This window comes from Flavobacterium sp. ASV13 (assembly GCF_000745775.1).
GTDB lineage: Bacteria > Bacteroidota > Bacteroidia > Flavobacteriales > Flavobacteriaceae > Flavobacterium.
Genome location: NZ_JQJY01000003.1, coordinates 537,132 through 560,111 on the forward strand (window position 1 = coordinate 537,132; position 22,980 = coordinate 560,111).

At 32.5% G+C, this 22,980-nt stretch carries 26 protein-coding genes; 13 read left to right on the top strand and 13 right to left on the bottom strand.

The window, feature by feature from the left end; translation table 11 throughout:
* Positions 1 to 6: 6 nt before the first annotated feature.
* Positions 7 to 1,032 carry a COX15/CtaA family protein gene (locus GQ47_RS09615; RefSeq protein WP_035647678.1) on the top strand — a complete coding sequence of 342 codons (1,026 nt, stop codon included), beginning with the start codon at positions 7 to 9 and terminating at the stop codon, positions 1,030 to 1,032.
* A 186-nt stretch (positions 1,033 to 1,218) separates the two neighbouring features.
* Here GQ47_RS09615 and GQ47_RS09620 read toward each other — a convergent pair whose 3' ends face one another.
* The 10 genes from GQ47_RS09620 to GQ47_RS09665 form a co-directional block, all read right to left on the bottom strand.
* Positions 1,219 to 1,986, bottom strand: a complete 768-nt coding sequence (locus GQ47_RS09620; RefSeq protein ID WP_035647681.1) for a LytR/AlgR family response regulator transcription factor — start codon at positions 1,984 to 1,986, stop codon at positions 1,219 to 1,221.
* 52 nt (positions 1,987 to 2,038) lie between these two features.
* The gene (locus GQ47_RS09625; RefSeq protein WP_035647684.1) at positions 2,039 to 2,410 is read right to left on the bottom strand and encodes a 2TM domain-containing protein; all 372 of its coding nucleotides are present in this window, start codon (positions 2,408 to 2,410) and stop codon (positions 2,039 to 2,041) included.
* A gap of 17 nt (positions 2,411 to 2,427) precedes the next feature.
* Complete coding sequence (locus GQ47_RS09630) at positions 2,428 to 2,796, bottom strand: 2TM domain-containing protein (RefSeq protein ID WP_035647686.1); 369 nt, start codon at positions 2,794 to 2,796, stop codon at positions 2,428 to 2,430.
* 19 nt (positions 2,797 to 2,815) lie between these two features.
* On the bottom strand, positions 2,816 to 3,121 hold the full coding sequence (locus GQ47_RS09635) for a 2TM domain-containing protein (RefSeq protein WP_238567963.1): 306 nt from the start codon (positions 3,119 to 3,121) through the stop codon (positions 2,816 to 2,818).
* A 2-nt stretch (positions 3,122 to 3,123) separates the two neighbouring features.
* A complete protein-coding gene (locus tag GQ47_RS09640; RefSeq protein ID WP_035647690.1) occupies positions 3,124 to 3,456 on the bottom strand; it encodes a 2TM domain-containing protein in 333 nt (110 codons plus the stop codon).
* Positions 3,457 to 3,458: 2 nt separating this feature from the next.
* The gene (locus GQ47_RS09645) at positions 3,459 to 3,761 is read right to left on the bottom strand and encodes a 2TM domain-containing protein (protein ID WP_035648153.1); all 303 of its coding nucleotides are present in this window, start codon (positions 3,759 to 3,761) and stop codon (positions 3,459 to 3,461) included.
* A gap of 2 nt (positions 3,762 to 3,763) precedes the next feature.
* Positions 3,764 to 4,093, bottom strand: a complete 330-nt coding sequence (locus tag GQ47_RS09650) for a 2TM domain-containing protein (RefSeq protein WP_035647693.1) — start codon at positions 4,091 to 4,093, stop codon at positions 3,764 to 3,766.
* Positions 4,093 to 5,451 (bottom strand): 2TM domain-containing protein, encoded by a 1,359-nt coding sequence (locus GQ47_RS09655; RefSeq protein ID WP_035647695.1) that lies wholly within the window; start codon positions 5,449 to 5,451, stop codon positions 4,093 to 4,095. Before GQ47_RS09655 ends, GQ47_RS09650 begins: the two co-directional genes overlap by 1 nt.
* 23 nt (positions 5,452 to 5,474) lie before the next feature.
* On the bottom strand, positions 5,475 to 6,098 hold the full coding sequence (locus GQ47_RS09660; RefSeq protein ID WP_035647696.1) for a hypothetical protein: 624 nt from the start codon (positions 6,096 to 6,098) through the stop codon (positions 5,475 to 5,477).
* A gap of 326 nt (positions 6,099 to 6,424) precedes the next feature.
* Positions 6,425 to 8,584, bottom strand: a complete 2,160-nt coding sequence (locus GQ47_RS09665; RefSeq protein WP_035647697.1) for a TonB-dependent receptor — start codon at positions 8,582 to 8,584, stop codon at positions 6,425 to 6,427.
* 139 nt (positions 8,585 to 8,723) lie between these two features.
* On the opposite strand from GQ47_RS09665, the gene GQ47_RS09670 reads away from it, so the two are divergent.
* From GQ47_RS09670 to GQ47_RS09720, 11 genes are all read left to right on the top strand, one after another.
* Entirely contained in the window at positions 8,724 to 9,182 is a 459-nt protein-coding gene (locus GQ47_RS09670; protein WP_035647698.1) for a DinB family protein, read from the top strand.
* A gap of 166 nt (positions 9,183 to 9,348) precedes the next feature.
* A complete protein-coding gene (locus GQ47_RS09675) occupies positions 9,349 to 9,807 on the top strand; it encodes a YciI family protein (RefSeq protein ID WP_035647699.1) in 459 nt (152 codons plus the stop codon).
* Between the two features lie 2 nt (positions 9,808 to 9,809).
* Complete coding sequence (locus tag GQ47_RS09680; protein ID WP_035647702.1) at positions 9,810 to 10,385, top strand: sugar O-acetyltransferase; 576 nt, start codon at positions 9,810 to 9,812, stop codon at positions 10,383 to 10,385.
* Complete coding sequence (locus GQ47_RS09685) at positions 10,385 to 10,774, top strand: SMU1112c/YaeR family gloxylase I-like metalloprotein (RefSeq protein WP_035647704.1); 390 nt, start codon at positions 10,385 to 10,387, stop codon at positions 10,772 to 10,774. The genes GQ47_RS09680 and GQ47_RS09685 overlap by 1 nt, the downstream gene beginning before the upstream one ends.
* Before the next feature lie 284 nt (positions 10,775 to 11,058).
* Positions 11,059 to 12,339, top strand: coding sequence for a chloride channel protein (locus GQ47_RS09690; RefSeq protein ID WP_035647705.1), 1,281 nt, complete (start codon positions 11,059 to 11,061; stop codon positions 12,337 to 12,339).
* 77 nt (positions 12,340 to 12,416) lie between these two features.
* The gene (locus GQ47_RS09695; RefSeq protein WP_035647707.1) at positions 12,417 to 13,016 is read left to right on the top strand and encodes an HPP family protein; all 600 of its coding nucleotides are present in this window, start codon (positions 12,417 to 12,419) and stop codon (positions 13,014 to 13,016) included.
* A 227-nt stretch (positions 13,017 to 13,243) separates the two neighbouring features.
* Positions 13,244 to 13,786 (top strand): IS1096 element passenger TnpR family protein, encoded by a 543-nt coding sequence (locus tag GQ47_RS09700; RefSeq protein WP_035647709.1) that lies wholly within the window; start codon positions 13,244 to 13,246, stop codon positions 13,784 to 13,786.
* 95 nt (positions 13,787 to 13,881) lie between these two features.
* A complete protein-coding gene (locus tag GQ47_RS09705; protein ID WP_035647712.1) occupies positions 13,882 to 14,241 on the top strand; it encodes a four helix bundle protein in 360 nt (119 codons plus the stop codon).
* 44 nt (positions 14,242 to 14,285) lie between these two features.
* Complete coding sequence (locus GQ47_RS09710) at positions 14,286 to 15,344, top strand: nucleoid-associated protein (protein WP_035647713.1); 1,059 nt, start codon at positions 14,286 to 14,288, stop codon at positions 15,342 to 15,344.
* Positions 15,345 to 15,811: 467 nt separating this feature from the next.
* Positions 15,812 to 17,266, top strand: a complete 1,455-nt coding sequence (locus tag GQ47_RS09715) for a hypothetical protein (protein WP_152561017.1) — start codon at positions 15,812 to 15,814, stop codon at positions 17,264 to 17,266.
* An 18-nt stretch (positions 17,267 to 17,284) separates the two neighbouring features.
* Positions 17,285 to 17,683 carry a hypothetical protein gene (locus tag GQ47_RS09720; protein ID WP_035647719.1) on the top strand — a complete coding sequence of 133 codons (399 nt, stop codon included), beginning with the start codon at positions 17,285 to 17,287 and terminating at the stop codon, positions 17,681 to 17,683.
* 76 nt (positions 17,684 to 17,759) lie between these two features.
* Here the strand turns inward: GQ47_RS09720 and GQ47_RS09725 are convergent, their stop codons facing one another.
* Together GQ47_RS09725 and GQ47_RS09730 are read right to left on the bottom strand one after the other, a co-directional pair.
* Positions 17,760 to 18,341, bottom strand: a complete 582-nt coding sequence (locus GQ47_RS09725) for a TetR/AcrR family transcriptional regulator (protein WP_035648156.1) — start codon at positions 18,339 to 18,341, stop codon at positions 17,760 to 17,762.
* A gap of 72 nt (positions 18,342 to 18,413) precedes the next feature.
* Complete coding sequence (locus tag GQ47_RS09730) at positions 18,414 to 19,166, bottom strand: glucose 1-dehydrogenase (protein WP_035647722.1); 753 nt, start codon at positions 19,164 to 19,166, stop codon at positions 18,414 to 18,416.
* Positions 19,167 to 19,396: 230 nt separating this feature from the next.
* Here GQ47_RS09730 and GQ47_RS09735 point away from each other — a divergent pair, with 230 nt between their 5' ends.
* Positions 19,397 to 21,766, top strand: a complete 2,370-nt coding sequence (locus GQ47_RS09735) for a GAF domain-containing protein (protein WP_035647725.1) — start codon at positions 19,397 to 19,399, stop codon at positions 21,764 to 21,766.
* Between the two features lie 17 nt (positions 21,767 to 21,783).
* Here GQ47_RS09735 and GQ47_RS09740 read toward each other — a convergent pair whose 3' ends face one another.
* Positions 21,784 to 22,977: a Pycsar system effector family protein gene (locus tag GQ47_RS09740; protein WP_035648158.1), complete on the bottom strand. Its 1,194-nt coding sequence runs from the start codon at positions 22,975 to 22,977 to the stop codon at positions 21,784 to 21,786.
* Positions 22,978 to 22,980: the final 3 nt, after the last annotated feature.

Consider the following 22,980-nt stretch of genomic DNA (forward strand, 5'->3'; position numbering starts at 1 on the left):
ATAAAAATGAAAAAAGAGAATAAATCAGTAATCATTTGGTTACTATCAGGTTGTGTTTTATTATTTTTAATGGTTGTCGTGGGCGGAATCACGCGTTTAACCAATTCAGGTTTATCAATGACCGACTGGCATTTGGTAACCGACACTTTCCCGCCATTAACAGAAGCCAAATGGCAAGCCGCTTTTGATGAGTACAAGAAATTTCCAGAATATCAAAAAATTAATATTCACAACGATTTTCAATTAGCCGATTATAAATTTATTTATTTCTGGGAATGGTTTCACCGTTTCATTGGTCGTATTATTGGTTTGGTTTTCTTTGTGCCTTTTGTTTACTTTTTAGCTAAAAAGAAATTAGATACAGATACAATCAAAAAATGCGTTGTGCTTTTAGGAATGGGCGCTTTTCAAGGATTCTTAGGATGGTTCATGGTTCGAAGCGGATTAATTGACAACCCGGATGTGAGTCATTTCAGACTTTCATTACACCTTACTTTTGCCTTTATCACTTTTGCATACACGCTTTGGGTAGCGCTGGATTTAATTTACCCTGAAAGAAATATCAACAAAATTTTACCGCTTCGAAATATTGCACGTTATGCTTTAGCTGCTTTATTAATCCAAATTATTTATGGCGGGTTTGTAGCGGGGCTAAATGCCGGATTAATTCACAATCACTGGCCTTTAATGAGTGATGGCGAATTTATTCATGAATCGGTTTTTATTGAGCAATCTTCTTTGATTAAGAATTTAATTGAAGGAAAAAGCGGCGTTCAGTTTGTACACAGAACTTTTGCTTATGTAGTTGTGGGAATTATTCTTTTCCTTTTCTTCAAAAGCAAAAAATACACGCTTACATCTACTCAGGCAAACGGAATTAAAACTCTTGTAGCTTTTGTTTTCATTCAGTTTTTACTTGGTGTTTTCACTTTATTATACAGCGTTCCGTTGGCTTTAGGATTAATTCACCAAATTATGGCGTTTTTCCTTTTGAGTGCAATGACGTATACTTTGCATCGATTAAGTAAATAATTTAAAATTTAAGACATAAAAAAATCCTTCAAAATGAAGGATTTTTTTATGCTTTATATATAATCTAATAATGTTTCCAATCTTTGTCCAACCGGATTGATCCCGATAGCTATCGGGACAGCCCTACAAAACGGATCGAGCCGCTGGCTCTTTATTTGGATGGTTTTGAAAAAGATTAAATAAATTTTACCCCAACCAAGCTTTAAAATCCTGTACTTTTTCCCGGCTTACAATTACCTCATCTTCTTTATAAGATGGCAAAATAACTTTAAGTCGGGAATTAGTATATACCTGAATTTCTTTTATTGCCTGAAGCGGAACAATGAATTTTCTGCTTACGCGAAAGAAATCCTTCATATCTAATTCCTGTTCCAAAATTTCCAGAGTTGAATCGATCAAATAATTTCGATTGTCGAAAGTATGAATGTAAGTTCCTTTGTTTTCACTGAAAAAACATTCGATTTCATCTGTAGTAATTACTTTTAAATGCTGTCCGATTTTAACTGTAAAACGTTTTTTGAACGTTTTCTCAAAAGGATTTGAGAGCATTTTTCGTATTTGTTCAAAATCAAGCTGCAAATTACTGCTTTCTGATTCCGGTTTAGGAAGTCGGGTTTTGAATTTCGTCACTGCAACTTCCAGATCATCTTCATCAATTGGTTTTAAAAGATAATCGATGCTATTCAATTTAAAGGCTTTTAATGCATATTCATCATAAGCCGTTGTAAAAATTATAGCGCTTTTTATATCTATTTTTTCAAAAATTTCAAACGATAAACCATCGGAAAGCTGAATATCCAAAAATATTAAATCAGGATGCTGATTATTGGCAAACCAATCAACAGATTCTTCAACAGAATGCAGCATGGTTTCTACAGCAATATTTAATTTTTCTAATTTTCTTTGTAATAATCTCGCAGCCGGTTTTTCGTCTTCTATAATTAATGTGGTCATTTATTAAATTGAAAAAATTAACAATTTGGTTTTGGTTATAGTTTTGGTAAAATTACTCCCATTTATTGGTATTTTGAGCTTCTTTATCCATATACTTCTGAATTTTTTTCTTTTCCCATTCACTGCCAAAAAAGACATCTGGTCCAAAAACAGAAAAAGCATGGATTAACAATGCTATTCCCCAATAGAAAGCAGTAGAATAAGTATGCCAGTCTGATAAACCGTTGTAAATTATATCTTTTCCAAAGACATCACGGTTTAAATTTGTTACTATAATTATGGCATTTACAATAATGTAAATTCGCAAATGCGAGTAAAAGCCTTTTATTCTTTTTACTTTTCGATAAGCAATATTAAAGTTTTCATCTTTACTATATTCCTCTTCGCCATAATCTTCAAAAATGTTTCTTCCAAAACGTCTCATTTTATATGTCTTTTAAATTATTGCCATTTATTTGCTTTCGTAGATTCCTGATTCATATATTCCTGAATCTTTCTTTCCTCCCAATCATCACTAAAGAATATGTCTCGTCCAAAAACTGATACAGCATGCATTACTAATGCAATTCCCCAGTAAAAAGCTGTAGAATAGGTATGCCATTCAAATAAGCCACTATCATTAAAATGGCTTCCAACAAACTCTCTGTTCAAACTCGAAATGATAATAATTGCGTTCACAATTAGATATACTTTTAAGTGCGAATAAAAACCTTTTATTCTTCTCACTTTTCTGTATGCAATATTAAAGCGTTCATCGCTCGAAAATTCGTTTCTGTATTCTTCGTACATGCGTCTTCTTAAACGTCCCATTTTTTTTATCCTTTAATGATTATTGCCATTTCTTTTTGTTCTCTTTTTCCTTTTCCATCAGTTCTTTTATCTTTTTTTCTTCCCAGTCTTTTCCAAGAACCGGAAATACTTCAAAAACTTTTAATCCGTGAAAAAGAACTCCAACGCCCCACCACATTAATGGCCAATAAAACCAAAGATGATTTGGTGAAGTCATTAAATTTATAACAATCAAAACTATGTTTACTGAAATATAGGCCGTTAAGTTTCCATAAAAACCTTTAATATTCTCGACTTTCTTTTTAGCCAGGTAATATTTATCCTCGTCATTAAAATTTACTTCCATGATTATTCCCATTTTTGTTTTTTTACTTTTTTATTATCTAAAAGGCTTTTCAATTTTCGCTCTTCCCATTCTTCATCAAAAATCTTATATGAAGCAAACAAATCGATTACAGATACTAAAAATACACTTGTCCAAATTACCATTACAACACTATTTAAATATCGTACAGGAAAGAAATTCAGTGAAACTCCGTAAAATTCTTTTAAAAGATAGATCGTCAATCCAATTGCATAAACAAATGCGTGTATATATAAAGATCTGAATTGAACAGATTTTTTGCTGAAAATTTGTTGAAACTCAAATTTCCCTCGGTCATTATTACAATTTGTTTCCATAATTATTTCCAAGTTTGTTTATTTTTTTCTTTTTCTAAAATTTCTTTTATTTTTCGCTCCTCCCATTCTTTACTAAAAGCAGGTGAAATTTCAAATGTTTTTAGACCGTGAATCACTACTCCTATTCCCCAGCCGAACACACACCATATAAACCATAAATATTCTGGCGAAGTCATCAGGTTTATAACAATCAGGATTACAGTTACCAGAATAAAAACGGTTAAATGCTCGTAAAATCCTCTAATCTCTTTTACTCTTTTTTGAGCTTTCTGATAACGTTTTGCTTCAGTATAATCTGGTTCCATGATTATTCCCATTTTTGTTTTTCGCTTTCTTTTTCCAAGATACTTTTTACTTTACGCTCTTCCCATTCGGTTCCAAAAATTTTAAACGAAGCAAATAAATCTATTGCGTTAATTAAAAATGCTGTTGTCCAGATGGCCATTACAAATCCGTTAATATATTTTATGGGCAAAAAATTAAATGGAACTCCAAAATATTCTTTCAATACATAAATTACCCATCCAATAAAAAAGACAAATGCGTGTGAATAAAATGATTTAAGCTTCTCTATTTTTCTTTTAGCAAACTGCTGTAAATCATATTCCTCCTGATTATTATTGAAATTTGTTTCCATTATTTCCAGGTTTGTTTGTTGTTTTCTTTTTCTAAAATCTCTCTAATTTTACGTTCTTCCCAATCTGAGCTGTAACCAAAAACTTTAAAAGCATGCATTACAACTCCAAATCCCCAGCCCAAAGCCGAAAACCAAAACCATTGAAATCCAGGAGAATATCTCAAATTTATAAAAATTAAAAACGGAATCACACAACAATACGAAATAACATTTCCGTAAAAACCTTTTAATTCCTCTACTCTTTTTTTAGCTCTGAAATAAGCTTTGTTTTCATCGCTATAGTCTGCACTTGTTTCCATAACTGTTATTTGTTTAGTTAAAATCGGAATCTTAACTGTGAATGTTTTTTCATTTTGTTCTACTAAAACTTTTCTGTTGGTTACAATTCCGTATCGGTTTACGATGTTTGTTAATCCAACTCCTTGTCTGTCCTGCAAAACTTCTTTCTTTTGAAAATCATTTTGAATCGCCAGATAATCTCCGTCAATAAAAATTCTGATATGCAAAGGTTTTTGTTCGCTTACAACATTGTGTTTTACCGTATTTTCTAATAAAAGCTGCAACGATAACGGAACCACTTTTGCATCAGGATTAATGGCTGTTGAAGGCAATTCATAAAACAAACTATTTTCGAAACGCATTTTCAGCAAGTTCATGTACGTTTTCGCAAATGACAATTCGTCTTCAACTGAAACCAATTCTTTATCTTTTTGCTCCAAAACATAGCGATAGATTTTAGACAAAGAAGTGGTAAATCGTTGTGCATTATCTGGATTTTCTTCAATCAAAGAACTTAATACATTCAAACTGTTAAAAAGGAAATGTGGATCAATTTGATTTTTTAAGCTTTCGAATTTAGCATTTGCTGTTCCGGCGATAATCTTTTGTTGCGTGATTTCAAATTTTGATGCCTGTTTCCATTTTACCATAAAACTTCTGGCCTGCAAGAAAGTCGAAACTCCTAAAGAAACAACGATATAAAAAAGATGCACCCAAAGCATTCTTGCACTAAAAAATACATCTAAAGTCACGTGTTGCAGGATAACAAAAATGAAATAATTTATTCCTAAAACTACCGGAACCGTATACAACACAGTAGTCAGGATTCCGTAATAAACTCTCAAATTTGTTTGTTCCAGCCAATCCCATTTTTTATCCAGATAAACACTAATAAATCCGTTTCCAAAACCGAGTCCGAAAGAATAAAGACAGCTTACAAAAAAAGTTACTGCAACGTTTTTAACACTGAAATCGTCTCCTAAAAATGCTGAAAATAATATGGCAAAGACCATAGAAATCTTGAAACATGTGATTGTTCCATTTCTTACATCTGCAAAGCTACTTCTATAGTCTTTCATTCTAAATCAGCTTAAATTAGTTTTTATTTTTTACAATTTTTTTGAGTTTCCAAAGCTCTTTCTAATCCCCATTTTGGTGAAAAAGGTGTTGCAGGTTTAAATGTAGCAAAAAGTTCAATAGCTCTGTCAACTTGTGCACATAATGGTTTTGTATCTACACCTGACCATTTTGCTCCTCCAATTTGATAATCAGCTTCACCAAAAACAATTCTCGGATTATTTGGGTCGATCGCTTTTCCTTTTGCGTAAGCTTCCATCACTTTAGCCGAATATTTCATTCCGTTTGTCATTGGATCTGCAACTACCCAAGCCGTATAAATTAAAGCCTGCATAGCATAAAGTTCGGCATTATTTTGATCTTTTATAAATTCAACATCTAATGCATCTTGAGCTTTAGTTAATAACAAATCGATTTTTGTTTTATCTTTTTCGCTAAAAGCCGATGTCGTGTTGATTAAAGCTACATAATAATTTGGCAGATAACTGTTTTTCTCCGCTGCTGCGATTCTTTCAAACATTGCCGAAGCTTCTGCATTTTTTCCTTCTTTCCAAAGCCCGAAAGCTTTTCCCATTCCTTGTTCAAATTGTGTTTGTGCAGATAATAAACTGCAAATAAATAATGTAATAACTGTGATAATTTTGGTCATGATTTCTTTTTTTTAAGGTTATTTTTTGTTGATGATTAAAACTCTTTTTTTTAAGGTTCAGAGTTGCAAAGTGACAAAGGCTTGATTTTCTTATTAAATAAACTTTGAACCTTTGTCACTTTGTTTCTTTGTTCCTTTTAATTTATACTTCAAAAGTATGTCTGTTTTTACTCTTTTAAAATTAAATGATACCGAGTTGTCGAATTTGGTTACTGAATTGTTTTTTTTAAGCTACTAAGATTCTGAGTGGCTAAGATTCTAAGTTTTTCAGCGAGACAAAACCTTAGTAACTCAGAATCTTAGCAACTTAGTAGCTTTAACGCGAACTACAAGTTTTTCAACTGATTCTCATTTTTATTCTGGCTAATAGTCCAGAAGAAACCTACGAAGAAGAATCTATCAGCTGTAGGTACAACAGCTTGTCTTTGATATACTCCGTTTGGATCTGGCAGTTTTGCATAATCATATCCAAATATATTTTGCGTTCCTAAAATGTTTGAAACAGAGAAATAAAGGATTTTTTGTGTTGTCAACAAATACGCCCAGTTGAAACTCAAACTATTGTATGATTTAGTTTTTCCGTTCATAAATTGTGTTTGGTTTGGATCATTGTACGGACGACCTGAACTGAAACTGTTTGTAAAACCAATTTGCGATTTCCAGTCGGTAATAAAATATTTAGTTACTACAGACAAACTGTGATTGGCTACAAAACTTGGCGTCGCCATAGTTGGAAAGTTTTTATATTGTCTTTCTGAATCGATATAAGAATAAGAAATCCAGTATTCTAAGTTTTTATACAAATTGCTATCTCTCCAAAACAAATCGATACCTTTTGCATATCCTGAACCGTTGTTATTGAATACTGAATTGTATTGAATATCTCTCGTATCATATTGCACTAAATTGTCATACTCTTTATAATAAGCCTCTGCTCTAAAAGTCTGTCCTGGTTTTGTGAATTGATAATTCAGGATATAATGTCTTGCTTTTTCACTTTCAAATTGATGATATTTTGAATATTTAATATAATCAACAACAGGCGTTTGCGAAAAATCTCCGTAAGCAAAAGAGAATTGGCTGCTTTTTGAAACTTTGTAAGCCAATGAAGCTCTTGGCGCAATATTATTTTCGTTTAACAAACTATTATTTGAATATCTCAATCCAACTTTCATTGCCAGTTTTTTAGAAAATAGAATATCTGCTTCGGTATATGCTGCAAAAATGTTCGAATCGTAACCGTTTGACACATCAATAGAAACATTATCATCTACATTTTCGTTGAATTTTGTGATGAAATAATCGGTACCAAAAGACAATTTAAAATAGTTTGAAACTTTTTTCTGCAATTTTAATTTCAGCTGAGCAGCATTTTCGTTGTTGTCAACATCGGTGATATTGTATGTCATTTTATTTTTGCTGTAGCCGTAACTAATTCCAGAAGTCAACTGCCAGCCCGTTCCAAAAGTTCCTTTATAAGAAGAATTCAAATAGAAATTATTGTTGTTCATATCTGTTCTGATTGGATTTTCAAAATTGATATTCTTCTGATTTAAATCGAATTTTTCTGAATCGAAAGAAGCATATAATTTAAAGATTCCGTTTGTGAAATTGTATCTGTAAACGGTTTCTCCACCAAGTGATTGATACGGATTATTCCAATCTACATTTTGAGGAATTACCGCCTGATAAGGTGCTAAGTTCACATACATCATGTTTACGCTCAAAGAACTTTTCTTGAATTTTTGCGTATTTCCTAAGCCCAAACCAACAGTCATAAATGAAATATCTGTTTTTTCATGGTCTTCTTCATCATTCGTATTCAAAAGCAAAACACTTGATAAAGCTTCACCATATTCTGCAGAGTAACCTCCGGTAGAAAAAGCAATTCCACTAAACAAGAAAGGAGAAAATCTACTTCTTGTAGGCAAATTATTTGTTGTTGCTCCGTAGGGTTGCGCAACGCGAATTCCGTCAACAAAAGTCTGAGTTTCGCTGGCTTCTCCACCACGCACAAACAAACGTCCGTCCTCGCCTACATTCTGCGTTCCCGGCAAAGTCTGTAAAGCCGCGATAATATTTCCGGCAGAACCAGCTGTAGTTACAATATCTAAAGGTTTCAAAACCGAAACTCTAGCTTTATCACCAGATTCTAATGTTCCGGCAGTGATAACAACCGCATCTAGCGTGTTAACATTTTCTCTTAATTTGATTGTTTGGTCTTTGTAATTTGCAACATCAATTTCTTGTTTGAAAGTTTCAAAAAGTAAAAAACTTACTACGATAAACTTATTTCCCGTTTCACTGGTTTGAAAAGAAAAGTCTCCCGTCTCAGAACTTGTAGCTCCGTCATAAGTTCCGTCAATATAAATATTTGCGCCAGCAACTGGTTTTCCTTTTTGGTCTACTACTTTTCCTGAAATAGTACTTTGGGCAAAAGTAAAAATGCTTATTAATAATAAAATAAAAGTAATTCTAGTTTTCATGATCTTGGTTTTTGATGAAGCAAATGTATTTTAACATTTCTTGTTAAAAAATATTAAATAACCCAATTGTAGAATTTCGGGGATGAGTTGTAAAATACTTATTTGTATCTTAGCTGTAGTGTTTCTAAAACTATTAACTATGTCAGAAAGTAAAAGAGTTTCGAATTTATATCAATCCATTTATAATGGAAATCCATGGCTTGAAGTTACCTTAGCAGATACTTTAAAAGATGTAACTGCAGCTCAGGCTTATAAAAAAATCAATCCTAATTTAAACACAATTTGGGAAATTGTCAATCACCTAATACAATGGAGAAGAAACATATTAAAACGTGTTCAAGGAGAAATAATTACAACTCCCGATCATAATTATTTTGTGCCAATTTTAGATTCATCTGAGCCAGCTTGGGAACAATCACTACAAAGTCTGGCAAAATCTCAGGAATTATGGAATGATTGTTTGAGTAATTTTAATGATGCCGATTTTGATAAAATAGATCAAAATAATAATCATAACTTTTATGAAGATATTCACGGAATTATTCAGCACGATGTGTATCATTTAGGGCAAATTGTTATTTTGAAGAAATTACTATAACAGACAACAAAATTTTACTTTTTTTGGCAATCTTGTCATTCCGAGGAACGAGGAATCTTCACGAGTAACTCTACAAAGATTGGCGATTTTGCACACGGAGTTTCTTACGAAGATTCCTCGTTCCTCGGAATGACAAAATTGAGAGCCATTTTTAAATAAATATTATATGAAAAAATCAATATTATTACTCGTTTTTTTATTGATGAATGCAATCGGATTTTCTCAAGAAACCGAAGTCAAATACGATGAAAATCTTGCAAAATCTCTTCATGCCGACGAATACGGAATGAAAAAATATGTTTTCTGCTTATTAAAATCAGGAACCAATACAACAGCTTCAAAAGAGGAAACTAAAAAATTATTTGAAGGTCATATGGCAAACATTGGCAAACTTGCCAAAGAAGGAAAACTAGTTGTTGCCGGACCTTTCATGAAAAACGACCGAAATTATCGCGGTATTTACGTTTTTAACGTAGAAACAATTGAAGAAGCTAAAGCGCTTGTTGCCACTGATCCCGCAATAAAAGCAAACTTACTCGAAGCCGAATTAACGCCTTGGTATTGCACCGCAGCTTTGCAGGAAACTGTGAAAATACACGAGAAAATCGCCAAGACGAAAATGTAAATATGAAAACAGAAAAAGAAAAAATGATCTCTGGCGAATATTACAATGCCTTTGATCCAGAATTACTTAAAGGCCGAAGAGCTGCAAAAAACCTTTTGCACAGCCTAAACGTAAAAGAATACAGAGTTACTAAAAAAGCAAAAGAAATTTTAAAAGAACTGATTCCGAATGCGGGAGCTGGTCTATATATAGAACCTCCTTTTCATTGCGATTATGGTTATAATATTTTCTGTGGAGAGAATGTTTATTTCAACGTGAATTGTGTTGTTTTGGACTGCGCGCCAGTAAATATTGGCTCAAATGTATTTATTGCACCAAATGTTCAAATTTATACTGCTTCACATCCGCTTGACGCTGAATTAAGAAAAACGCTTGAAAATGCTTATCCTGTTACTATTGGAGACGATTGCTGGATTGGCGGAAATTCGGTTATTTGTCCTGGCGTAACAATCGGAAAAGGTTGTGTTATTGGCGCTGGATCTGTTGCTACAAAAGATATTCCAGACAATTCACTCGCCGTTGGAAATCCGGCAAAAGTTATTCGAAAATTAAATCAAGAACCTGAATCTACTAAATAATGCTTACTCTTAACAAAGTTCATCATATTGCCATTTTATGCTCCGATTATGAAAAATCAAAATATTTCTACACTCAGATTTTGGGTTTAACTATTATTCGAGAAATTTATCGTGAAGAACGCCAGTCTTATAAACTAGATTTGGCTTTAAATGGTTCTTATGTTGTTGAATTATTCTCCTTCCCAAATCCGCCACAAAGACCTTCAAGACCTGAAGCTGTTGGTTTACGTCATTTGGCTTTCGAGGTTATTAATTTAGAAGAAACTATTGCTTTTTTAAATTCAAAGAAAATAGAATCGGAACCTATTAGAATCGACGAAACAACTGAAAAGCGTTTTACTTTTATTGCAGATCCTGATTTGTTGCCGATTGAGTTTTATGAAAGATAGGTTTTAAAGGTTCTGAGGTTCTAAGACTCTAAGATACTAAGGTTTTCTCATTTGTCATTTCGAGGAACGAGAAATCACACTAGAAACTCGACAAAGATTGGCGATATAGCATGTGGAATTCCTAGTGTGATTTCTCCTTTTGTGACAAAACTACACATCGAAAGAATTTTCTTATTTTATTAATTTTAACATATATTAAAGACCAATTATTATTAAAAAACAGATTTGATTGTCTAATTTTGTGAAATCGCAAATAAAATCTGGCGACTACAAAATCACTTCTGATGAACAAAACGGCGCAAATCAAAAAAAATCATCAATTAATCAAACTCCGAAAATTAGTTATTGTTTCTATTTTAATTGGCTTTCTTTCTGCTTTTCTCGGAATTTCGTTAAAAAAAATAACAGAGTATTACGAAGAAATTTTCTTTCACGAAGTAACTGTTCATCCGATATTTTACATCTTATTCCCTGTTTTTGGTTTATCAGTAATTTACTTTTTAAGACAATATCTTTTCAAGAAAAAAGAAAATAAAGGGATTAAAGAGGTTTTTGAAAGTACAAATTCAAAATCTAAAAACCTTCCTTCCTATAAAATCCCATCACACTTTATCAACGGATTATTAACGGTTATTTTTGGAGGCTCAACCGGAATCGAAGTTTCGACTGTTGTTGCTACAGCGACGATTGGCTCAGTTGCTCACGAAAAAGAAAATGTTTTTCGTCAATACAAAACCGAATTAATCTGTGCCGGAGTTGCAGCGGGTGTTACAGCACTTTTCAGCAGTCCAATTGCAGGAGTTTTATTTGCATTCGAAGTAATTTCCAGAAAAGTGACACGAGCTTTTATAATTTCAAATGTAATTGCAGTTTCAATTGCTTTTGGTTTACTAACTATTTTAAAAGAAGAACCATTATTTGCCGTTTCAATCGAAACATGGAACTTAAAAGCGATTCCATATTTTATTCTTTTGGGAATTTTAGCCGGAATAAATTCTGTTTATCTAACACGTTGCGTATTATTCTTTAAATCACAATTTGGAAAAATTGATACACATTACTATAAAATTTTAATTGGTTCAGTTGTTTTGAGCGTTTCGCTATTTATTTTTCCTCAATTATATGGTGAAGGTTATCATGCAATAAAAGGAATTTTTGGAACTTCATCTCACATTCCGTTAACGATAACTTTAGCCTTTACATTTATCGGAATATTGATTCTAAAACCAATTGTTACTTCAATTACATTGGCTTCTGGTGGAGATGGCGGCGTTTTTGCACCAAGTTTATTTATAGGCGCATTTTTAGGATTGTTATTAGCATCCATCTTAAACAGCTTTTTCCATGTAAATGTAATTCCGGTTAACTTTATGATTATTGGAATGGCAGCAGTTTTGAGTGCGAGCATTCATGCGCCTTTTACTGCAATTTTCTTAGTTTGCGGATTAACAAATGACTATACATTGTTTTTCCCAATTCTTGCAGTTTGTTTGATTTCAAAATATACCGCAAAAATGATATATCCTTATACTGTATATAGTTATTCCCCAAGTTTAGTTAAATAATTTCCAAACTAAATCTAGAGATTAAAACATCTAGCAAAATATATTTAAAAGCATAACGAGCAAAATAATACCACATTATGCCAACTGAAAAAATAAAAAGAAGCTACCGCAAAACACGTTACATTCTTTACAAAGAAACATTAATTGATTATAAAGAACATTTCTGGTCCTTTTTAGGGTCATTTTTTGGAATTGGAATTTTAGCATACGTTCAATCAATGCATTTTTCAGGAAGTGATGCCGTTTATTTGATCGGTTCTTTTGGAGCTTCGAGCGTTCTCGTTTACGGAATTATTCAGAGTCCGTTTTCCCAACCCCGAAATTTGATTGGCGGACATGTAATTTCTGCAATCGTAGGTGTCACTGTTCATAAATTGGTTCCCGATATTATGTATATCGCCGCTCCACTTGCCGTTTCGATTGCCATTATTTTAATGCAAATTACCAAAACACTTCATCCGCCAGGAGGAGCAACAGCCTTAATTGCTGTTATTGGAACTGAAAAAGTAAAAGACCTTGGTTATATGTATGTCATTTCTCCGGTTTTAGTCGGTGTATTAATTTTGTTTATAACGGCTTTGGTTTTTAATAATATGACTTCCAGCAGAAGTTATCCAAGTCACAGTACTTATCACAAACATTATCATAAAATTCGAAAAAGGCTGGCTAGAAAATAAGTTATTTTCACAGCTAGTTTGTCATTTCGACGAAGGAGAAATCACAAGCGGGAATCCACACAGATTGGATAATTTGCTTTGCGGAATTTCTAGTGCGATTTCTCCTTCGTCGAAATGGCAAACTAACTGAAATCTAGCTTAATAAAATCTTTTCAACAAATCGTAATTCAGAATTCGTATTTCGTTTTTTATATTTTACCTTTGACCTCTCAATAAAAACAAAGATTATGGTTTATAAATTTAGAGTTATTCTAGACGCCGAAGAAGATATTTTCAGAGACATTGCTATCCTTGAGGAAGATACACTTGAGGATTTACATAATGCAATCTTCAACGCTTTTGGTTTTGACGGATCAGAAGTGGCTTCATTTTATACTTGTGATGATACTTGGAATCAAGAAGATGAAATTCCTCTTTTTGATACAGGAGATGTTCCTGGCGAAATGAGAACCATGAACGATTATCCATTGTCTAGTATTTTAGATAAAGAAAACACAAAAATTATCTACGTTTACGATTTCATCAGTATGTGGACTTTCTTAGTAGAATTGGCTGCAGTTGAAGATGAAACGGTTGGCGCAACTTATCCTGAAACTTTATTCTCTCACGGAGAAATGCCAGACGAAGCTCTTGAAAAAAGCTTTGAAGCCGATGATATGCACAACGATATCTACGGAGAATTTGAAGACGATTTAGACGAAGACGATCTTGATATGTTCGAAGGCGATGACAGCTTCGAAGATTATGGATTTGAGGAGAATTGGAATTAATCTAAGATACTAAGGTTCTGAGATGCTAAGGTTCTAAGGTTTTTGTTTTGAAAGTTTTTTCTTATTTTTAATTCTTCGAATTGAAAATATTAAATATGAGTAATTTTAGAAGTCTTCTTATTTGGCAGAAATCAATGGCCTTAACAACCAAAATTTATTTTTCAACAAACAATTTTCCTAAAGAAGAAATCTTTGGATTAACTTCACAAATTAGACGCAGTTCAATTTCTATTCCCAGTAATATTGCAGAAGGATTTGGTAGAGAAAGCGATAAAGATTTTTTACGCTTTTTAAACATTTCTGTTGGATCACTATTCGAAATGCAGACGCAATTAGAGATTGCAAAAAATATATCTTATTTAAAAGAAGACGATTTTAACAAATTATATGAGGATAGTCGAGAGGTCGAAAGAATGTTAGTTTCTTTTATAAAAAAAATAAAAGATAGAAACTAAACCTTAGTACTTTAGCAACTTAGAACCTCAGCACCTATACACACATGATAAATCTTTTCAATACCCACATCGACACGCTTTCGATACACCGCGTAGGAAACAAAAGCCGTAATGAAGCTATTTTTTTATCAGAGCAACCATTTAATTTAAATGATGAGATTGTTCCTTTGATAAAAGAATTCTTTTTTAAGCCTTTTAGAGAGAAAGAAGAAAACTACTATCAGTTTGCACACGAAGTGGACTTGGACTACAACGACATGTTTAAATATGCAACTGAGATTTTTGCTAATCCGTCAAATGTTCATGAGGTTTCTAAAAACATCACAAAGCATTTATTTGAGCAGTCAAATCATCCGCATATTAAAAACGGAGAGGTTTATGTGACTTATTTGACAAACCTAAGTATCGATAATAATGTTGTTGATGCAATCGGAATTTTCAAAAGCGAATTACAAGCCGACTTTTTACAGTTTGAGGAAAACGGAAGCAACCTTGAAATGATTTTACAACAAGGAATCAACTTGAGTAAATTAGATAAAGGATGTTTGATTTTTAACTACAAAAAAGAAGAAGGCTACAAAATCCTAACTGTAGACAGCAACCGTTACGACGCGCGTTACTGGTTAGAGCACTTTTTATCAGTTGATGCTTTTGAAGATGAAAATTTCATCACTAAAAAATATTTAAAATTCTGTCAAAACTTCGCAAAAGACGTTGTTTTGCCAGCAGAAGACAAGAAAGAGGAAGTAATGTTTATGAACCGATCTGTGAATTATTTCGCTAAAAATGATCAGTTTGAAGAGCAGAATTTCTTGAATGAAGTATTAGACAATCCTGATTTGATTCCAGAATTTAAAAACTATAAAGTTGATAAAGGAGAAAAATACAGCATCGAAGATGTAACCTCATTCCCAATTGCCAACGCAGCAGTTTCTGACGCTAGAAAATCGATTAAAAATGTGATTAATTTAGATACTCACATTCAGATTAAAATGGATTTCATCAATCCTGAAAGTGCAGAAAAATTTGTTGAAAAAGGCTGGGATGAAGAAAAACAAATGTATTACTACTTAGTTTACTTCAATAAAGAAGAAAAAAGCTAAGAAGTTTTCATTTTCTATTACTTACTTACTAAAACAGAAAAACGGCAGCTACAAATTGTAACTGCCGTTTTTTTATTGCATTCTATTTTAAATTAATTTGTTGGGGTAACCTATCGCACAGCAAATAACCAAACACAATAAAAACCTTATAATAATAAGTTCTAACCAAGATTCATTTTTGCTTTCTTCTAGTAATCTGTTTGTTTTTTTTGCTCGATTTACTCTTCAACTAAAGATTTCTTCATATCCATATTTTAAAGTATTTCAAAGTTGAATCTTATTGGTTTAATTATATTACGAATTTCCGTAAAAGTTTTAAAATAGTTTTGTGTGAATTTTACAGACAAAAAAAATCTGACATTTATGTTTTTTAGTCTTTTTGCATTAAAATAAAAATAATATCATTTACCTTAGCTTTATGAAAATATAAGAATTTTATTAAGTAAACAAAAAAAAATTAAAAAAAAATGAGTAAAAAAATTACAAAACTATCATTTTCATTATTAATCTTGTTTGTCGCCATCTTGTTTGTGAAATGTACCCAAGATGAGCGTGCAGATAATAATGATGTTGCTCAAAGTGCTAACATCGTTGATGCTAAAAAATGGTTTGCAGAGTATGAATCAAACGGGGAGAATTATTCTCATCTTCAAAACTTGGATTACCAGTGGGACAAGGCAAAAGACACAAGGTCGGACGACGGGACAAAAACAATAATTGTTCCAGTCAACGAGGTGAAAAGTGACCCACGTGATTTTTGGGAACAAAGATTGTATATTTACAAAACGGGCAAAGAAGACTATAAGGCGCTACTTTATGAGATTTATACAAACAAATATGTTGCAAGGAAGAACCAATCATTTGATGGTGGTAGTTTTACTGGATTTGTGAGCGTTTGGGATTTGAAAACTGGTTTTGTCAGAGCAGCGAAGTTTGAGAACAATAAGGTTGTAGAAACTGGAGTTGTTGAAGTTATAGACATCTCGCAGAGAAACAGCACAAACAGAGCACCAATAGAAGCGCCTTGCATTTATGCTGATTTTGGCGATGGGGGATGCGGCGGAAAATCAGCAGGTGACAGTGCAGGAACAGTAAACGGTGGCGGGTTAAGGGATGTTGTTATAACTGTCCCAGGCAAAGGAAGCCCAGTTGAATATTATGGACCACGTGGCCCAGTAATAGGTGGAGGAACTACAGGAGGGTATACTTCCCCAAATGGTGGTGGTGCAAGTAGTGGCGGTGGCATAACGGCACCAACGCCTCAAAAAATTATTGATGCGCTTACTGGGAAAGCAAAGTGTTTAAATGCTTTACTTAATCAAAATGGAAATTCTTTTGTGCAAAAATTATTATCTAAATTTGCAGGGAATTCTGAATTTGATATTCAAATTAGTTCCCAAGATAAAGTTTATAATCCAATCACAAATGCGGAACTAAATGGATTAACGTTTTATTCAGGAACTGGCAAACTAATAGATATTAAAATTAGTACAAGTAGAATAGACGCATTCGCAAGTTTGGAAGGGGCACGTATAATACTGCACGAATATATACACGCAGATATGGTAAGGAAATTAAACACTGTTATAGATATTAACAGTATTGATGTGAAAGATTTTAAACAAGTATTTGAAAAATATGAGAAAAACTTTCACAGTGCGATGGGGGCTTTATATGTTGAAAGTATGCGTGACGCTTTAAAAGAATTTCATAAAAATATCTTTCCAGAAGATTATCAAAATTATATTAATTATTACGGTGTTCCTCCAAGTGATGAAGTTTATGAAGCTTTGGCGTGGGGTGGTTTACAAGAAAAGAATGTAAAAGCGTGGCAAGAATTAACCGATGCACAAAAAGCCTCTATAACAAATCTTGGAAAGCGTGTAACTCAGTTTACAAAATCAGTTCCTTGCGCACAATAAATTTTAAAACTAAAAATTATGAAAATATATTTATGTCTATTGATGACTTTTTTGTTTGGAATTAATATACAAGCACAAGAAAAGGAAAAGGATACCCTCTTTTTTAAGTTTGATAGATCTTACATCAAAGAATCTGAATCTGAATCTGATTTAATCTTTTCCTTGAAAGACACTGATAATACAGAAATGTTTTATTTTAAACGAGCTGAAGTTGTAAACGGCTTAAAACCTAAAAGAATTCTTTGTCTCAAGGAAACAATAAGACAGCCTAACTTCTACAATAAATCGAACGTGCCAAAATTAAACAATAATCAACTTTTAAAGTATTTTAGTAGCAAAATTACTTATTTGGTTAAGGAGAAAAGTGGCAAAAAAGAGTTTATTAGAATAGAGCCAGTACTTGCTATTGCAGATTAGTCAATAAGCATTATATGTGATACAAATAAAGAGGGCACCTTTTATCTAGTTGCCCTCTTTTATTGCAATAGATTTTCTAAAACAAGGCGAAAATCGATTTTAAAATATCATCATAAACTTGTTTGTCTCTCTCGCCTGCCCTTGCCAAAACCCGAATTCCGGAATAATTGTTAAAAATAAAACGAGCTAAAGATCGAGCTTCCTGTTTATCAGAAATCTGTCCTGACTCCTGCCCTTTTTTTATGGCCTGATAAAAAACTTCTTCAACCGATTTTTGATTATCATGAACGATTTTTCCAATTTCAGGATCATGCATCGCCAATTCAACCGCTGAGTTTACCATAAAACAACCTTTTGTTATTCGATCCTGAAGACTTTCTACAACAGCTTGTTTAAAAATTTCAGTTAAAGCGGTTTTAATGTTTTCAGCATTTTCAAAAAGCAATTTAAGACTCTCTTCATTTTGCTGTTGATATCGTTGCAATGATTTCACAAAAAGCTTTTGCTTATCGCCAAAAGTATCATACAAACTAGAACGACTTAAACTTAAATGCGTTACCAAATCCTGTGCAGAAGTTCCGTTGTAACCTTTGTGCCAAAAAATCTCAATTGCTTTATCTAAAGCCTGATCTTCATTAAATTCTTTCGTTCTAGCCATCGCTTCAAAATTAAATTCTTTTCCAAAGATACTAAAAATACGGAACAATCGTTCCTGAATTAGTCAAAAAAATTATAACACTGTATTTACAGTAAGTCCACCGTCAACAACAATTTCAGTTCCTGTAATAAATGAAGCATCATCAGAAGCAAGGAAACTGATTGTTTTTGCAACTTCTGTAGCTTGTCCAAAACGTTTCAATAAAATCTTTTGCCCTAAAGCTGCGCCTAAACCTTCAACTTCTTCTTTTTCTAAACCAACTTTACCGTATAAAGGAGTTTCGATTGGACCAGGAGAAACTGCATTCACTCTGATTTTTCTTGGTGCTAATTCTGCTGCAAAAATTTTGTTTAATGATAAAACTGCTGCTTTACTTGCTCCATAAACACTTGAACCTGGCATTCCTAATTGTGCATTTACTGAAGTATTGAAAATAATAGAACCACCATAATTTAAAATTGGCAACACTTTTTGAACTGTAAAATAAACTCCTTTTACATTCACATTCATAATACTGTCATAATGATCTTCTGAAGCAGAATCAACTGGAGCAAAAGCTGCAATTCCGGCATTTAAAAACAGAATATCTACTTTTCCGAATTTTGCTTTTACTTCTTCAACTAAATTATCAATTGATTTTAAATCAGACTGATCTGCAACGATTCCGGTAACGTTCAATTCTGTTTCCGCTTTTGCTAAAGCTTCTTTGTTTCTTCCTGTTACAATTACTTTTGCACCTTTTGCTACTAAATCAGTTGCTGCTGCATATCCAATTCCACTGTTTCCACCTGTCACGATTGCTACTTTGTTTTCTAAATTTTTCATTTTATTTGTTTTTAAGTTATTGATTATTCAATTATTATGGCACAAAGATATAATAACGGAACGATCGTTCCGTTATTATTATTGTTAATATTTAGTTAAAGTTTCAATCCTACGTTTTTAACCCTTTATTTATAAAGGAAATAACTATCAAGCCATAAGCGAAAGAAATTGTAAAATGTCGGCGATTCTTAATATTTGCTTAATTTTGTAATTCCTAAAAACAAAAACACATGGAACGTCTTTTACCACATGAAAGCCCTTTCGAAACCATAATCTCATTCCATAAATTAATTGAGTCCTTTGAGGAGATTGCTTTATCAGATGTTGATTATCGATCTAACTACGCCAAAGCGATTTTAAAAGAAGTTGAGCCTTTTCCGGAATTCAGAACTGGAATTCATGATTATAATATCATTAAAAACAACGAAGGTTTAATCAAAAATATAGTTGCCGATTTATTTCCGACTGCATTGACGCATAACGAAATAAAAGCGATTACAATTCCTTTCCAAAATTTATCATTTAATTATACAGAGCGTTTCAAGAAAATTCTGCGCAATGCAGGAGACGAATTCGATATGGAAATTCGTGATTTTGATGATCATCAATTCTATATCAATAACTGTTGCTTAATATTGGCCTATTATTACAATCAGAACATTGATTTCAATAAGCCTTTCTTTTATGATATTCCGGATGAACAAGGGATTGAAAAACATTATAGAATTCTCTACAATGCCGATTTTATGGAAATCACTCCAACAGAAAGAGCCGTAGAATTAACGCAGGACGATATTGACCAATTAATTGATAATTACAATGATATTGAATTATGGAAATCTAAATTCCCAAAACGGAGCTGGATTTTAAAAGGTTTTGGAATGGTTTCTTTATTTGATGCAACAACCGAAAGTGCTATTTCAAATCTGAAAAGTAATTTATTAAAACCTGATTCTGAAGCGGCTTCTTCAAATGAAATCATACTTGCTATTTTTAAATCTATTTTTAAAATTCCAAGTCTAAAAGTAGGTTTCATTATTTATAATCCTGAAGAAGAAAAATTCATTAAGCCTGTAAAGTTTGATAATCAGATGCAAAGTTTTCTTTTGAACACAGATGAAGAAGTCGATTGCAAAAATGCTTTTTTTGGCTGTTCATTTGAAAATCTTTTGCACAATAAAGAACCTTTTGTGATTTCGAATGTTGAAAAATTCATTGAAGAATCTCCAAATAAAAGACTTGGCGAGCATTTACTAAAACAAGGCATCAAAAGCTGTGTTTTTGCGCCAGTCATGAAAGACGAACAATTATTGGGTGTTGTAGAATTAGTTTCTGAGCATCCAAGAGATTTAAATAGTGTCAATGCGACAAAACTGGAATTGATTCTTCCGTATTTAACCGATACAATTGATCGCTACAATACCGATATGCAGCATCAGATTGAGGCGATTATCCAGCGTGAATACACTACGATTCACCCGAGCGTTTATTGGAAATTCCGAAAAGAATCACAGAATTATTTTCAAAATATCAATCACACAAAAGATTATATTTTTAAAGAAATTGTTTTTAAAAATGTATATCCGTTATACGGACAAATCGATATTAAAGGTTCATCTGAGCATCGAAATGAAACCGTAAAAATTGACTTAAAAAATCAACTTACGGCTCTTTTGGAAATTTTTGACAACCAAAAGCCAAATACAAATCTGGTACTTTTGGAACAAAGAAAATTTGAATTGGAATCGCTTCGAAGCGAATTGGAATTCCCTTTAAAAGCAGATACTGAACAACATATTCAACGTTATATTGAAGAAGAAATTCATCCGATATTAAAAAATACAAAAGGTAGTGCCAAAAACGAAAAATTAGAAGCTTTGTATTTTGAAAGTCTTGACGAAAAAACAGGTTTGTTTTATCAGGAAAGAAAAAAGTTTGATAACGCAATGTCGATCATCAACAAAAAATTAGCTTCGGTTTTAGATAAAAAACAATTAGACGCACAACAAATTTATCCGCATTACTACGAACGTTTTAAAACGGATGGTGTTGAGCATAATTTATACATCGGAGCTTCAATTTCGCCAACAAAACCTTTCGATATCATGTATTTGCACAATCTGAGATTATGGCAATTACAAACATTATGCGAAATGGAATTGGAGCATCATCAGCTTAAAGAATCGCTTCCGTATGAATTAGATGTTACATCTTTAATTTTAGTTTTCAGTGCGCCACTTTCTATTCGTTTCAGAATGGATGAAAAACGCTTTGATGTTGATGGAACTTATAATGCAAGATATGAAGTCGTTAAAAAACGAATTGACAAATCAAACATTAAAGGAACTAAAGAACGAATTACCGAGAAAGAAAAAATTACGATTGTCTATTCTCAAAACAATGAAGAAACTGAATATTTGAAATATATCAAGTATTTACAACACAAAAAAATACTTGAACCTGCGATCGAGCAGTTTGAAGTAGAAGATTTGCAAGGTGTTTCAGGCTTGAGAGCCATTCGTGTAAAAGTGATCAATAATACTGTAAATCCAACAGCAAAAAAAATCACTTATCAAGATTTATTAGATGAGCTCAACTAAATTAGTTGAGCTTTTTTTTATACGCTAACTTCTTTAAAAGCAATTACAAAAGCGATTACAGTAATAATTATTCCAATCATGAAAAGGTTGTAGGCAATTCGCAGTAAATTATATTTTCTCTGCAAAACCAATCCCAGATAATACAAATCCTTGATCATTGTTGAATATAAATAGTCGCGATCTTTCATCATTTCATTCATTGCCCAATTGTATTCTTCAAAAGGCATTTTGTAGAAATTTCCAAAAAACATCAAATTCACTTTTTTAGCTTCGACATCGTCTCGCGTAAAAAAACCTGAAGTTACTTTTGGTCTTGTAGAAAGAATGGCGAAAATAATTGTGATTACGCTCGACATCAACATTATAAATGTCGGAATTACCAAATGCGCGTTTTTCGGGCTATCTAATTTTGGAATAATGGACGAAAGTGCAATCGAAATAATAATAGCATTTACAGATAACAAAATATTTGCTTTACTGTCGGCTATACCACTTAAACGTGTATGATTTCCAAGTGTAACGCGAAACAAAGTATCAATTCCACGTTCTGGTTTTTCGGTTTTTTCAGCTTTTTCTCTCTTTTTATTTTCTTCATCAATTGCCGATGCCGCTTTCAATTCCTGTTTGTTAATTTTTTTCTGAATTAAAATCAGGTTTTTTTCTTTTAAAGGTTGCCATTTTCTTAATGCATAATCTGTATAGAAACGGTGTTTATTCAATAGGAAATTCAAATTCTCTTTTGTCCATTCCGAATTTGAAAAACTTGCAATACCCGTATTTTTTAGTTCCAAACGAAGCAATTCGCAAGTTGTCACATATTCTGTTCCCATTAAATGGGCATAATCAGCATCTTTAATAATTTTTTCCAAATGCGTTGCAGGCACATATTCTTTGGTCGTTGCCAAAATTAAACTGGAAACTTTCGCTATAAATTCCTCAGATTGTCCTTTTTCTTTTAAAAAAGCTTCGGCAATTTTTACGCTTTCTTTTTCGTGATGCTCATAACCTTCAATATATCCCGTATCATGAAACCATGCAGCCGCTAAAAGTGCTTTTTTATCATCATCATTAACATCTTCTTTTTTGCACAACTCTTTTACCGCAGTAACTACAGTTAAAGTATGGTTAAAATTATGGTAAGAATATAAATTAGAAAGTTTATCTTTGAGTAAATTACTGACGAAGTCTTCGCATTGTTCTATTAGATTCATAAA

Coding starts and splice junctions, on each gene's coding strand:
- GQ47_RS09720 (WP_035647719.1), top strand. CDS start 17,285: ATGAAAATATATTTATGTCTATTGATGACTTTTTTGTTTGGAATTAAT.
- GQ47_RS09635 (WP_238567963.1), bottom strand. CDS start 3,121: ATGGAAGTAAATTTTAATGACGAGGATAAATATTACCTGGCTAAAAAG.
- GQ47_RS09630 (WP_035647686.1), bottom strand. CDS start 2,796: ATGGGACGTTTAAGAAGACGCATGTACGAAGAATACAGAAACGAATTT.
- GQ47_RS09710 (WP_035647713.1), top strand. CDS start 14,286: ATGATAAATCTTTTCAATACCCACATCGACACGCTTTCGATACACCGC.
- GQ47_RS09665 (WP_035647697.1), bottom strand. CDS start 8,584: ATGAAAACTAGAATTACTTTTATTTTATTATTAATAAGCATTTTTACT.
- GQ47_RS09700 (WP_035647709.1), top strand. CDS start 13,244: ATGGTTTATAAATTTAGAGTTATTCTAGACGCCGAAGAAGATATTTTC.
- GQ47_RS09705 (WP_035647712.1), top strand. CDS start 13,882: ATGAGTAATTTTAGAAGTCTTCTTATTTGGCAGAAATCAATGGCCTTA.
- GQ47_RS09695 (WP_035647707.1), top strand. CDS start 12,417: ATGCCAACTGAAAAAATAAAAAGAAGCTACCGCAAAACACGTTACATT.
- GQ47_RS09730 (WP_035647722.1), bottom strand. CDS start 19,166: ATGAAAAATTTAGAAAACAAAGTAGCAATCGTGACAGGTGGAAACAGT.
- GQ47_RS09620 (WP_035647681.1), bottom strand. CDS start 1,986: ATGACCACATTAATTATAGAAGACGAAAAACCGGCTGCGAGATTATTA.
- GQ47_RS09690 (WP_035647705.1), top strand. CDS start 11,059: ATGAACAAAACGGCGCAAATCAAAAAAAATCATCAATTAATCAAACTC.
- GQ47_RS09615 (WP_035647678.1), top strand. CDS start 7: ATGAAAAAAGAGAATAAATCAGTAATCATTTGGTTACTATCAGGTTGT.
- GQ47_RS09725 (WP_035648156.1), bottom strand. CDS start 18,341: ATGGCTAGAACGAAAGAATTTAATGAAGATCAGGCTTTAGATAAAGCA.
- GQ47_RS09650 (WP_035647693.1), bottom strand. CDS start 4,093: ATGGAAACAAATTTCAATAATAATCAGGAGGAATATGATTTACAGCAG.
- GQ47_RS09740 (WP_035648158.1), bottom strand. CDS start 22,977: ATGAATCTAATAGAACAATGCGAAGACTTCGTCAGTAATTTACTCAAA.
- GQ47_RS09660 (WP_035647696.1), bottom strand. CDS start 6,098: ATGACCAAAATTATCACAGTTATTACATTATTTATTTGCAGTTTATTA.
- GQ47_RS09685 (WP_035647704.1), top strand. CDS start 10,385: ATGCTTACTCTTAACAAAGTTCATCATATTGCCATTTTATGCTCCGAT.
- GQ47_RS09715 (WP_152561017.1), top strand. CDS start 15,812: ATGAGTAAAAAAATTACAAAACTATCATTTTCATTATTAATCTTGTTT.
- GQ47_RS09645 (WP_035648153.1), bottom strand. CDS start 3,761: ATGGAACCAGATTATACTGAAGCAAAACGTTATCAGAAAGCTCAAAAA.
- GQ47_RS09640 (WP_035647690.1), bottom strand. CDS start 3,456: ATGGAAACAAATTGTAATAATGACCGAGGGAAATTTGAGTTTCAACAA.
- GQ47_RS09680 (WP_035647702.1), top strand. CDS start 9,810: ATGAAAACAGAAAAAGAAAAAATGATCTCTGGCGAATATTACAATGCC.
- GQ47_RS09625 (WP_035647684.1), bottom strand. CDS start 2,410: ATGAGACGTTTTGGAAGAAACATTTTTGAAGATTATGGCGAAGAGGAA.
- GQ47_RS09670 (WP_035647698.1), top strand. CDS start 8,724: ATGTCAGAAAGTAAAAGAGTTTCGAATTTATATCAATCCATTTATAAT.
- GQ47_RS09655 (WP_035647695.1), bottom strand. CDS start 5,451: ATGAAAGACTATAGAAGTAGCTTTGCAGATGTAAGAAATGGAACAATC.
- GQ47_RS09735 (WP_035647725.1), top strand. CDS start 19,397: ATGGAACGTCTTTTACCACATGAAAGCCCTTTCGAAACCATAATCTCA.
- GQ47_RS09675 (WP_035647699.1), top strand. CDS start 9,349: ATGAAAAAATCAATATTATTACTCGTTTTTTTATTGATGAATGCAATC.